We start from the raw sequence: 11,558 nt of genomic DNA on the forward strand, positions 1-11,558 counted from the left end.
GCCCCCCGCCCCCCGCCGGGCCGGCCGGCGCCCCCCCCCCCCGGCCCCCCGCCCCCAAAGCACCCCCCGGGCGGGCCCCGCGGGCCCGCCCCCGGGGGCCCCGCGCGGGGGCCCGCGGGGGGGGAGGGGGGGAGCGCGGGGGCCGGCCCCCCCGGGGGGCCGCGGGGGGGCCCCCCTTCCGCGCCCCCGGGGCCCCGCCCCCCCCCGGGGGGGGGCCCCGGGGCAACCGGGACCCCCCCGCCCCGGGGGGCCGGGGGGGGGGCCCCCCCGGGGGCGGCGGGGGGGGGGGCGCGCCCCGGCCCCCCCGGGGGGGCCGCCACCCCCCCCCCCCCCGGCCGGGGGGCCCCCCCCCTTGGGGGGAAAAAAAAAACCCCCCCCAAACCATCACCCCACCGCGAACAACATCCCCACCCCGCCCACCGCCACCACCGTTCCCACCACCGCCTGCCCCGTCACGTGCCGCCCCCGCGCCGCCTCGACGGCCAGCACGAGGATCGGCGAGATCGCCATCACGGCCGACGCCAGCCCGACGGGCGCCTCGCGCACCGCATAGAGCGAGAGCCAGATCCCGATGAACGGCCCGCAGACCGCCCCCGCGGTGATGAGCGCCAGCGCCCGCCGGTCCCGCCAGGCGCGGACGACGTGCGGGATTCGGCCGCGGACGAAGGCCAGCAGCCAGAGGATCACGGCCGCGATCAGGATCCGCCCGAGCGTCGCGGAGAGCGCGGAGTAGTCGCCGACCATCGCCCGCTTCGAGGCGACGAGCCCGGCCGCCTGCCCGAGCGCGCCGACGAGCCCGAGCACGACGCCCCGCGTGAAGAGCCGCGCGTCGTCCGCGCCCCGCCCGCCGGGCGTCCGCTCGGCGACGACGATCGCGACGCCGCCGACGGTCAGGACGATCGCGGCCACTTGGAGCAGCGCCAGGCGCTCGCCGAGCAGCCCCCAGCTGAACAGCGTGCCGAGGATCGGCGCGAGGGCCATCAACAGGGACGGCAGCCGCGGCCCAAGAAGGACGTAGGCCTCGAAGAGCGCGATGTCGCCGACGACGAGGCCGGTCAGGCCGGACACCGCCAGCCACCGCCAGCGCTCCGCGTCGGCATCGATCGGCACCGGTGCGCCGACGAGCAGCCAGTGCGCGGCGCCGAGCAGGGCGATCGCGATGAGCAGCCGCGTGAGGTTGACCGCTTCGGAGCCGACCCGCCGGCCGCTCGCGCTGAAGAACAACGCCGTGCCCGTCCAACCGATCGCGGTGCCGAGGGCCGCGACGAGGCCCAACGTCGTCCCCGAGATCAACCGCTGGTGCTCCCCTGCCCCATCCGCCGCGCCAACCGCCGCGTGGCCGCCCGCGTGCTCGGGTCGAACGCCTCCAGAGCCTCGTCGGCCAGCCGGTCGAGGAGCCGGGCGGCCTTGTCGGGATCGCTGCGCCGGACGGCGAAGTCGCCGTCGTCGTACGTCACGAACTCCCGGCTGGCGTTGATCGCCTCGGCCCGGACGATATAGGCCACCGTTGGATCGGTCACCTTGCGGCGGCGGCCCATCCGGCGCTTGCGCACCGTCTCGACGGCCGCCGTGGCATCCGTCAGCACGTCGCTGCCGCCAAGGGCCATCCACGTTCCGACGTCGCGCGTGAGCAGGAGCAGGGCGTCGCGCTCCTCGTCGGGCGAGTGCGGGAAGCTGATCCGGATCGTCAGCGGCTCGGACGCCGTGACCTCTTCGACGCCGCGCGCGGCGTCCGGGACGACGAGCACGGCCGTCACCTCGTACGTCCCGGGCTCGGCGAAGCTGAAGCCGGCCGCGCCGAACGTCAGGTTCAGGTTGGCCGAGATCGTCGCGCCGTCCGGCAGCTGATCGGCCGCCGGATCGCCGGCGTCGAGTTCGTAGTCGCGCAGGACGATCGGCTGGAACACCATGGCGCCGCGCGGCGCGAAGAGGCCGGCGGCGGGGGCGGCGCCGGACGACGCGCGTTCGGCGACATCGGCGGCGCTCGGGAAGGCATCCGTCGGGCCGCGGTCCGTGCCGTCGAGACGGCGGAGGTAGATGCGGAGGTAGCCGGCCTTGGGGTCGAGGTAGAAGGACGGCAGGTCGCGCGGCGCGCCGCCGTGGTTCGCCAGCTCGGCGGACAGGTAGACGGGCTGGGCGTAGCTGAAGACCGTGCCCGTGGCCGGCGGGACGAGGGTCAGCGCGAGACCGGTCGACCGCTCCGCCGGCTGGAATGGCGCGGCGTTGTCCGTCGGCTGCCAGTAGCGCGCGCTGTGGAACGGCAAGCCGCCGGGCACGACCGCCGGCCACGGACCGTGGTGCAGGAACGCCAGCTCGTCGGGGTCGAACGTGAAGCCGAAGTCCTGCCAGAAGCGCACACGCTGGTTGCCGCCGAGGTAGCGCCAGTCGTAGTTCATGAACGAAGTCGAGTCCGATCGGGCGATCTCGGCCTCGAAGCGGTGGGCCAGGTTCAGCGCGTGGCCCAGCTCGTGGACGACGGTCTGCACCGTCTTGCGCTCCGGGCCGGCCACATGGCCTGCGATCGGCGCGGTGAACACGGCGGCGCCTTGGCGCGGCAGGCCGTTCGCGTCGTCGATGCCGGCATCGAACATGATCCCGAAGACGCGCGGGTCGCGGCACGCGCCGAGCAGGAGAAGGTGGAGATGCCAGTCGCGCCGCGTCGTCGTGGCGGCGGCGAAGCGCGTCATCAGGCCGTGCAGCTGCGATTCGTCCCAGCCCGTGGCCGTCGACGGGACCGTCGCCGGGTTCGTCGCGATGACCGTCGCCACGCCGGCCGTCGCCAGGCTGGACTCGACGGTGACGGCCGAACCGGCCGCGTCATGCCATGTCGGCAGCGCCGCGACGCCCTCCTCGCGCACGACCTCGATCGCCAGCGTCCGCAGCGCCGCCCGCTGCCACCGTGCCGCGAGGACGACCGAGCGCCCGGCGACAAGCGCACCGAGCGGCGCGTCCAGGCGGACCGTGACGCTGGCCTCGGTCGCCGATGTGGCCGTCCATTGCACCGTGCCAGTGGCGGTCCGCCCGCCCTCGTCCTGGCCGATGGCGGCGACGAGCGCTTGGCCGGGCCGGACCACGACGCCGGGCGCGCTGGCGACGGATGCCTCGAACCGGCGCTCGGTCGACGGGGCAACGCCGGCCGTGAACAGATCCAGGCTGAGCCGGCCACCTTCGGCCTCGAGCCGCAGCTCGCCCTCGAGCCCCGGCGCCGAGAGCGCCCACGCCCCGTCGCGCAGCGCAACGCCGGCGGCAGCGGCATCGGCACCGGGCGGCCGCTGCCAGCCGAGCACGGCCAACCCCTCACCGACGAGCGTCACCGCGCGGGCCAGCGCGTCCAGACGCGCCTGCTCCACGGCCGTCAGCGGTCGGCCGAGGCCGCGCAGGTGCTGATGCTCGGCGAACAGCTCGTCGCGTGCGGCCGCGATCCGGTCCTCGGGAGTGATGGCATCCGGTGGCATGCGGACGAGGATAGCGGTGCTGGGCGGTGGGGGGAAAGCCGTGGGATGATGGGTTCGAAAGATTTCGGGTCAGGCGCATCGCCTGAGGCCCTCACCCCCCGACCCCCTCCCCCAAGTCTGAGGGAGGGGGAGAATCACGGGTTGGGGGAAGAGAATAGGAGCATGTGACGTGAGGCTCTCCCGCCAAACGATCTGGATGGCCATGTGGACCCTGCTTGCGGCCGCACTTCTGGCCGGGTGCCGAGCTCAGCCGGCCGGTTCGGCGGCGACGGTCGAGCCTTCGGCCACCGTTCGTGCCGACGACGCGGCCGGCCACGACGTCGGCACGAACGCTGATGCCCACCGACATGACGGCGAGGCCACCGGTGCGACCGCCCTCGGCGCCACCGAACCGGTCACCGGCCCCGTCCATCCCGGCACGGCCGCGATGGCCCGCCGGCTGGCGACGATGATCGAGGCGATGCCGGTCGAGGAGGACATCTTCAGCAGTGAGCGGCGTCTGGCGCAGATGCTGGCGCTGCCCCGCCCGGCGGATGTTGGCGAGCAGATCGAGGAGCGGTTTCGGATCGGCAACGAGCAGCTGAGCGCCGGCCAGCCGGAGGCGGCGGCCGCGACGCTTGGAGAGGCGCGCCAGGCGCTCGAGCAGCTCGGCCACGACCTCGCGACCTCGAGGGCGCTGCGCGACGTGACGTCGCTCGAGGCCGTGAGCTGGCTGCGATGGGGCGAGGTGCTGAACTGCGCCGTGAACCACAACGCCGACTCGTGCCTCCTGCCGATCCAGGGCGGTGGTGTCCACACCGACCGCCGCGGCGCCGACCGCGCCGTCCAGCTGCTCGATCCGCTGATGGCAGCGGACGGGACCGACCTCACGAATCGTTGGGTGCTGAACATCGCCCACATGGCCCGCGGGACGTGGCCGGACGGGCTGACCGAGGCCATGCGCATCCCGCCCGCGGCGTTCGCTTCGGATGCGGACATCGGCCGATTCATCGACGTCGCCCCCGCCGCCGGTCTCGCCCCGGCCGACCAGGCCGGCGGCGCGATCGTCGACGACTTCACGGGCGATGGGAACCTCGACGTCGTCGTCTCGTCCGTCGGGCTGCGCGATCCGCTGCGGTTCTACGTCAGCCGCGGCGACGGGACGTTCGAGGAGCGGAGCGGTCCGGCGGGGCTGGCCGGGCTGACGGGCGGGCTGAACCTCGTGCAAGCCGACTACGACGGCGACGGTTGGCTGGACTTCGTCGTCCTGCGCGGCGGCTGGACGCAGCCGGCGCAGCCGCTGCCGAGCTCGCTCGTGCGGAACCGGGGCGACGGGACGTTCGAGGATGTCACGGAGGCGTCCGGAATGGCGAACCGGCACCCGACGCAGACGGGCGCATGGGGCGATTACGACAACGACGGTGACCTCGACTTCTACGTGGGCAACGAGACACACGGCAGTGCGACACAGGGCAACGCTTCGCAACGGGGCACCGTCCCCCACCCCAGCGCACTGTTCCGCAACAACGGCGACGGCACGTTCGACGAAGTTGCGGCGGCGGCCGGCGTCGACACGCCCGGTTTCACGAAGGGCGTAACGTGGGGCGACTACGACAACGACGGCCGGCTTGACCTCTACGTCAGCCGCCTCATGGCCGCCAACGCTCTGTTCCACAACCTGGGTCCGGACCCCAACGGGGTCTGGCGATTCGAGGACGTGGCTGCCGCAGCCGGCGTGACCGAACCGCTGCTCAGCTTCCCGGCGTGGTGGTGGGACCACGACAACGACGGCTGGCTCGACCTGGCCGTCAGCGGCTACGGCGACCGGGACGGGTCGAACGACCGCAACGGCTCCGCGGCGGCCAACGTGGCCGCCGACGTCCTCGGCCTGCCGACGAACGCCGACCGCTTCCACCTCTACCGCAACCGACGGGACGGGACGTTCGAGGACGTCGCCCCCGCCGCCGGCGTGGACGGCGTGATCTACACGATGGGCGGCAACTTCGGCGATCTCGACAACGACGGCTTCGACGACTTCTACCTCGGCACCGGCAACCCCGACTTCCGGAGCCTCCTGCCCAACCGGATGTTCCGCAATGCCGGCGACGGCACGTTCCAGGACGTGACGACGTCCGGCGGCTTCGGCCACCTCCAGAAGGGCCACGGCGTGAGCTTCGCCGACATCGACAACGACGGCGACCAGGACGTGTACGAGGACCTGGGCGGCGCGTACGACGGCGACTGGTACCCGAACGTCCTGTTCGAGAACCCCGGCCACCCCGCGAACCACTGGGTCACGCTGCGTCTGAAAGGCCCCGGCTTGAACCCGTCGGCCATCGGCGCGCGCGTCACGGTGCGGGTCGCCACGGCCGGCGGCCCGCGCACGGTTCACCGCGTCGTCGGCTCGGGCGGGAGCTTTGGCGCGAACAGCCTGCAGGTCGAACTTGGGCTGGGCGCGGCGACGGGAATCGAGCACGTCGAGGTGCGCTGGCCGGGCGCCGTCGAAGGGGTGGAGGCGTTCGCGGGTGTCGGAATGGACGCGGTCTGGCGGTTGGAGGCAGGGACTGGGACGGCAGAGGCGGTGCAACAGGCGGCGTTTCGGTTGGGCGGGGGGTAATTGGTCCGGCTAATTGGTCCGGCGGCCACCATCCGACCGTCGGGACCCCGCACCGAGGCCCGCATAGGGGCACGGGGCGTGCCGTGCCCCTATGCAGCGGATTCCGCGACGCCGTCGCCTGACTGTGGCACGTCGCTCGAGCGACTGCCAGAGTGGGCTGCCTGAACTACGGACAAACCGTCATCGCCCTCCCCAACCCCCCATACACCGCCACCAGATCCTCCGCCCCCGGCGCCGCATGGTACCGCCCCGCGTCGCCCGCGATCTCCGTCAACAGCACCGCGTCCACATCGTCCCCGAGTCCCACGGCGTGGAGGACGATGCCGGCCGCGCGCGCTTCGGCCGCCGCGGCGAGGGCCGGGGCGATGCCGGTCGACGGACGGCCGTCCGTGACGACGATGATCGCGCGGACCGCATCGGGGCGGTCGTCGCCGAGGGCGCGGGCGGCCGTCGCGATCCCCGCGTCGAGCGCGGTGCCGACGCCCGTCGTCAGGGCGGCGACGGCGGCGGTGGCGGCCGCGCGGTCGGCGGTGAGTGGGAGCGACAGCGCCGCCTGCCCGTCGAAGGCGACGACGGCGACGCGGTCGCCGTCGCGGAGTGCGTCGATGAAGGCGAGGGCGGCGGCTTGGGCGGCGGCGAGCTTCGTCGGTCCGCCGGCGGTCGTCGGCGCGTTCATGCTGCTCGAGATGTCGATCGCCAACACGACGTCGAGCGCGGCGCGGGCGGTCGTGCACCGGCTGACGTAGCCGATCGGCAGGTAGGCGGGGCGGAGCGGGGCGTCCGTCGGGGTGGCGGTCGGGATGGGCGTCGCAGTGGCGTTGGGCGTCGGCGTCGTGGTGGCCGTCGGGACCGGCGTGGCGGTGGGCGGGGCGATCACGTCGACCTCGGGGACGGGGAAGGTGAGGGAGCCCGGGTTCGCCCAGCCGTCCGTGTAGTCGGCCCATGCCCTCACGTTCGTCGCTTGCCGCCCGGTCGTCGTCGGGATCAGGCGGTACATCAGCGGCTGGCCGGTGTAGGCGACATCGGTGAGGTCCCACGACAGCGTGCGCGTGGCCGCGTCGAATGTGGCGGGCGGGACGGCGCTGCCGGGGACGTAGTCGAACGCGGCAGGGATCTCGTCGCGCACGGCGGCGCTGGCCAGGAGTGCGGCAGGGCGGTCGAGGAGCGAGACACGCTGGTAGACCGGGACGGCCGCGCCGGTGCCGCCGCCCTGGTTGCCGCCCGGGCCGCCGCCGCCGAACAGGTTGAGGACGTCGAGATCGCTCGAAGCGAGGAGCGCCGAGTCGCCCGAGCCGTTCACGACGACGACACGCGCGCCCATCGCCCGCAGCGCCTCGGCAGCTGGCTCGGCGTCCTGCTGCTCCTCGCACGTCGTCCGCTCGGCCTTGATGCAGTACTGCGCGCCGATCAGGACGACCACCGGGCGGCCGCCGGCAGGGGCGCGGCTCAGCTCGTCGGCCGCCTCGACGAGGGCGTTGCGCTCGCTGGACTCGTTGCCGCCGCCGGCGTTCAGGGACTCGAGGGACGTGATGACGCGTGAGACATCGTGCGTCCAGCGCTGGCTGAACTCGGTGTTCACGTAGTAGGCCATCAGGCCGATGTTGTGGCGCTTGAAGTCCGCCAGCCCGACGACCGCCTGCGTCGCGCGGATGAAGTTGTTGGACTTCGTGTTCACGACGAGGAGGATGTTCGACGGCTCCTCGACGGCGCCGCACGACCCGGTGATGTCCAGGGTGACCGTGATCGGCTGGCCGACGCCGACCGTCGCGGGGGCCGCGGTCTTTGCGCCGTTGGCGATGCACGTCTTGCCCGCGAGCACCTCGCGCGCCGGCCCGCCGTCGGAGGCGAAGACCGAGACGACCGAGGCGAGGCGGTCGGCGACGTAGACGCGGCCATCGGGCGCGACGGTCAGGTCGGCCAGGTTGCGGGCCTGCGCATTCTCGTTGGGCCGCGCGTTGAACCGGGCGCGCTCCGTCCCATCGGCGTCCAGGCGAACGACCTCGCCGCGGGAGGTGAGAACGAAGAACGTGCCGTCCGGACCGCCGGCGATCCGCCAGCTGTCGCTCGGGCCGGTGAGCGTGCGGGCGATCTTGCCGTCCTTGCCGCGGACCTGGATCTGGTCGCGCAGCGCATCGAGGACGTAGATCGTCCCGTCGGCGCCGCTGCCGACGTCGGCGTACAGCGCGTTGCGGTCCGTGCCGCCGAGGGCCCACGCGGCCTTGCGGCCGCGGCCGAGGCGCTGGAAGGCCAGCAACTCCTGCGCCTCGTTGTTCAGCATGAGGAGGAGATCGTTCACGGGATCGAAGTGCAGCTCGGTGACCTCGGCGCGGGCGGGGGCGGTCGTCGTCCAGACAGGGACGAGGTAGTCGATCGGCTCGCCGTTGTACGTGCCGGAGGCCATCGTGAACAGGCCGAGGCACGGCGTGTCCGTCGGATCGGCGCGGTTGCCGGTGTGGCACGTGCCGTAGCCGATGACGCCGTCCGCCGTGCCGTCGCCGGTGGCCATCGTGAGCGTGACGGAGACGGCCTCGGTCGGGAACGTCTCGAACGGGAGGACGATTTCGGGCGCGCCCGCGCCGGAGTAGCGGCGGACGCCCCGGAAGTCGCTGATGAAGAGCATGTCGTCGGAGACGGCGTCCACGCGGCCCGGACCGCGGAACGTGTCCTCGTCGATCGGCTGCATCGCCGACACGGTCTGGACGGCGGCGAACGAGCTGTCGACGTAGCGCACGACGGCCGGCCGGCGCTCGGCGTTGGGATCGGTGCGGTCGAGGGTGAAGGTCGACATCGAGTAGAACAGGCCGGCGCGGGCGTCGACGTACGGGCTGAAGAAGCCGGTGACGTTGGCCGAGGCCTGCGGTCCGCGCAGGAACGTGACGGCGCCGTCGTCGATCAGGCACGGGAAGGCGAGGAGGGTGTCGTCGTCGATGACGTCGATGTCGCGGCCGGAGCAGCTGCGCTGGCGGGCGCCGAAGCCGCCGGGGCCGGCGGGCGGACGCCCACCGCCACCACCGGTCGTCTGGCGGTACTTGGCGTCGGTGAGGTCGAGGGTGCGCAGCAGCCGGACCGGTACGTCGCCGCCCGCGCCGGGCGCCTGGGCCGGGCGACCGTCGACGTCGCGGGCCGGCGCGGACTCGGCATCGACATCGGTGCCTTGCGCAGGACCGGCAGCGACATCCGGCAGCGGCGCGTCGAGGTGGAAGACCTGGATGCGCGTGCCGTTGCGGTCGCCGACATAGATATCGCCCGACGGCGCGACCGAGACATCGACGAGCTGTCGGAACTTGCCCTCGCCGCTGCCGCGCTGCCCGAAGCTGAACTGCTCGCGTCCGGCGGAATCGAACGCGCGGACCCGGCTGGAGAGCACATCCGCCACCCAGAGCCGCCCGTCCGGTCCGAGCGACATGCCGGCGGCGTAGATGTCGGTCCAGGACGTCAGGTAGCCGCCGGCACGGTCGTAGACGACGATCCGGTAGCTGTCGCCGTCCGCCACGTACACATGCCCGGCGACCTCGTCGACCTCGATGCGGCGCGGGTCGCCGAGCCGGGCGGGTCCGGTGCCGTCGCCGCCGAACGTCTTCGTCCACGTGCCGTCCGGCGCCATCATGCTGATCCGGTTGCTGCCGGCGTCCGCCAGGTAGACCGTGCCGTCGTCGGCGGCGGCCAGGCCCTGCGGCTGCATGACGAGGTCGGGCGTCGCGGCGGTCTCGGGCCACTGGTCGATCATGCGGTAGGCGAGCATGTCGGCGGGGGCTTGGGCGCGAGCCGGGGCGTGGGGCGCGACGGCGCCGGCGAGGGTCGCGGCGACGAGGATGGCAATGGAGATGGTGACGGGGATGGTGACGGGGACGGCGACGGGAACGGCGACGGGAACGGCGAAGCGGGACGCGGCGCGGAACGGGCGGGACACGCGCGCGGTTCGCGGCAAACCCATGGCAACACTCCTGATTACGGCGCATCGGCCAGCGGCTGGGGGGCGGGCTGGGCGGATGGTGGGGGGCGTCGGTGGGGACGCGGGGGTATTAACGCCGCTGGAGGTTGCGATGGGGAGGTGGAGATGTAAACGGTGTGTAACCGCGCCACCGCGATCGCACCGCGCACGAACGCGCGAACGCCGTGAACATTCGCGTCAGCGCCGCGGGCCGGAACAAAACCGGTCACCGCTCCCCAAACAACCGGCGCCGGGCCCACGGCGGCAGGGCCGGGGGGCGGCCGGCGGGAGGGGCGGGGCGGGCGGCGCCACGGCGCCCCGGCGCGCGGGGCGGGGGGCGGGGGGAGGGGGGGGGGGGGGGGGGGGGGGCGGGGGTGGCGCCGGTAATCGAACTCGATGCCGTGGCTCTCTTCGCCGTCGGGCGTGATGTTGTAGTGCGTGATCACCAGGTTGTCGGGCGCGCGCAGCTCGAGGGTGGTGCGCCAGCCCCAGTCGGGGCCGGGCGGTGCGGGGTAGTGGCCCAGGACGTTGGGCATGTCGGCAGGTGCGCCGCTCTGTCCCAGCGAATACATGATCCGCGTGCCGTTGTGGTGATCGTTCACCCAGGCGGACTGCCACCGCTTGTCGTCGAGCGAGTAGCCGATGATCGCCAGTCCCAACATCGGCTCGCCGCCGAGCGAGCCTTCGTACTCGTGCACGAGGAACGAACCGTCCAGCGCGAGCCGGGTGGATCCCTTGACCGGCGACTCGTCGCCGAGCTGGCCCGGTTCAAACCAGGTGCGTGCGGTGCCCAGCCACTCTCCGGCCATCGAGGCCAGTTGGGCGTGCGGGCCGTCGTGCTTCGACTGCTCCAGATTGCTGGTCATGATGGCGCCTCCGCGGCTCCGTTCGAGCAGATGATCCGCGGACCCACGCGGCTACCGGCGCAGCCACAGGATCGGGACGATCGATCCTACGCTCAGAAACTCCGGATCGCCCGTAAGTAACGTCGCCTTGGTCTCGATCGCGAGCGACAATGCGAACGCATCCGCGTAGGCGATCGAAAACTGTGCCTTGAGGTGGGCGGCGGCCAACGTGCGCTGCCGATCCGCATCCACGACCTGAATCGGCAGCGCGTCCACCGCCGCGATCAGCCGCTCGGCCATGGGAAGCCCGCGCTCCCGTTCGGTGACGTAGATGGCCTCGCCCAGGTTGATGACCGAGAGGTAGAGATCCAGTTGGCCTGCTTGCGCCCGAGTCAGAACATCACGAACGACCGCTGCGTCCGGCTCGTCTTCGAAATGCGCGAACAGCGCGAAGCTGTCGAGGACGAAGCGCGTGCGATCAACCGTCGCGCTCACGTTCGTCGGCCCTTTCCGCCAGCAACGCGTCGGTCAACGAGGTGGTTCCCTTCAGCATGCCGGCAGAGTCCGCGATCGGATCGATCAAGGCCGGCACGATGGCGATGACCCCGCCGTAATCGACGATCTGTACATGCTGGCCGGGTTGCAGCCCGTACCGCCGACGCAGTTCGGCCGGGATCACGATCCAACCCTTGGCCGATATGACCGCGGATGCCATGATGAACCCCTTTGTT

General features: G+C 72.8%; 7 protein-coding genes. 1 reads left to right on the forward strand and 6 read right to left on the reverse strand.

Annotation, left to right across the window (positions count from 1 at the left end; genetic code table 11):
- Positions 1-384 precede the first annotated feature (384 nt).
- Both IPG72_13765 and IPG72_13770 read right to left on the reverse strand, forming a co-directional pair.
- Positions 385-1,293 (reverse strand): EamA family transporter, encoded by a 909-nt coding sequence (locus IPG72_13765; GenBank protein MBK6770050.1) that lies wholly within the window; start codon positions 1,291-1,293, stop codon positions 385-387.
- The gene (locus IPG72_13770; protein MBK6770051.1) at positions 1,290-3,455 is read right to left on the reverse strand and encodes an acetyltransferase; all 2,166 of its coding nucleotides are present in this window, start codon (positions 3,453-3,455) and stop codon (positions 1,290-1,292) included. Before IPG72_13770 ends, IPG72_13765 begins: the two co-directional genes overlap by 4 nt.
- 196 nt (positions 3,456-3,651) lie before the next feature.
- Here IPG72_13770 and IPG72_13775 point away from each other — a divergent pair, with 196 nt between their 5' ends.
- Positions 3,652-6,051 carry a CRTAC1 family protein gene (locus IPG72_13775; GenBank protein ID MBK6770052.1) on the forward strand — a complete coding sequence of 800 codons (2,400 nt, stop codon included), beginning with the start codon at positions 3,652-3,654 and terminating at the stop codon, positions 6,049-6,051.
- A gap of 166 nt (positions 6,052-6,217) precedes the next feature.
- On the opposite strand, the gene IPG72_13780 is transcribed toward IPG72_13775, so the two are convergent.
- Genes IPG72_13780 through IPG72_13795 form a run of 4 tightly spaced genes read right to left on the reverse strand, consistent with a single transcriptional unit; the run spans position 6,218 to position 11,542 of the window.
- Positions 6,218-9,985: a VWA domain-containing protein gene (locus tag IPG72_13780; GenBank protein MBK6770053.1), complete on the reverse strand. Its 3,768-nt coding sequence runs from the start codon at positions 9,983-9,985 to the stop codon at positions 6,218-6,220.
- Between the two features lie 14 nt (positions 9,986-9,999).
- The gene (locus IPG72_13785; GenBank protein ID MBK6770054.1) at positions 10,000-10,851 is read right to left on the reverse strand and encodes a DUF1579 domain-containing protein; all 852 of its coding nucleotides are present in this window, start codon (positions 10,849-10,851) and stop codon (positions 10,000-10,002) included.
- A 48-nt stretch (positions 10,852-10,899) separates the two neighbouring features.
- Positions 10,900-11,322, reverse strand: coding sequence for a type II toxin-antitoxin system VapC family toxin (locus IPG72_13790; protein ID MBK6770055.1), 423 nt, complete (start codon positions 11,320-11,322; stop codon positions 10,900-10,902).
- A complete protein-coding gene (locus IPG72_13795) occupies positions 11,306-11,542 on the reverse strand; it encodes an AbrB/MazE/SpoVT family DNA-binding domain-containing protein (GenBank protein MBK6770056.1) in 237 nt (78 codons plus the stop codon). The genes IPG72_13790 and IPG72_13795 overlap by 17 nt, the downstream gene beginning before the upstream one ends.
- Positions 11,543-11,558 lie beyond the last annotated feature (16 nt).

Origin of the sequence: Candidatus Avedoeria danica, from assembly GCA_016703025.1 — a bacterium.
In the GTDB taxonomy this organism is placed as follows: domain Bacteria; phylum Chloroflexota; class Anaerolineae; order Epilineales; family Epilineaceae; genus Avedoeria; species Avedoeria danica.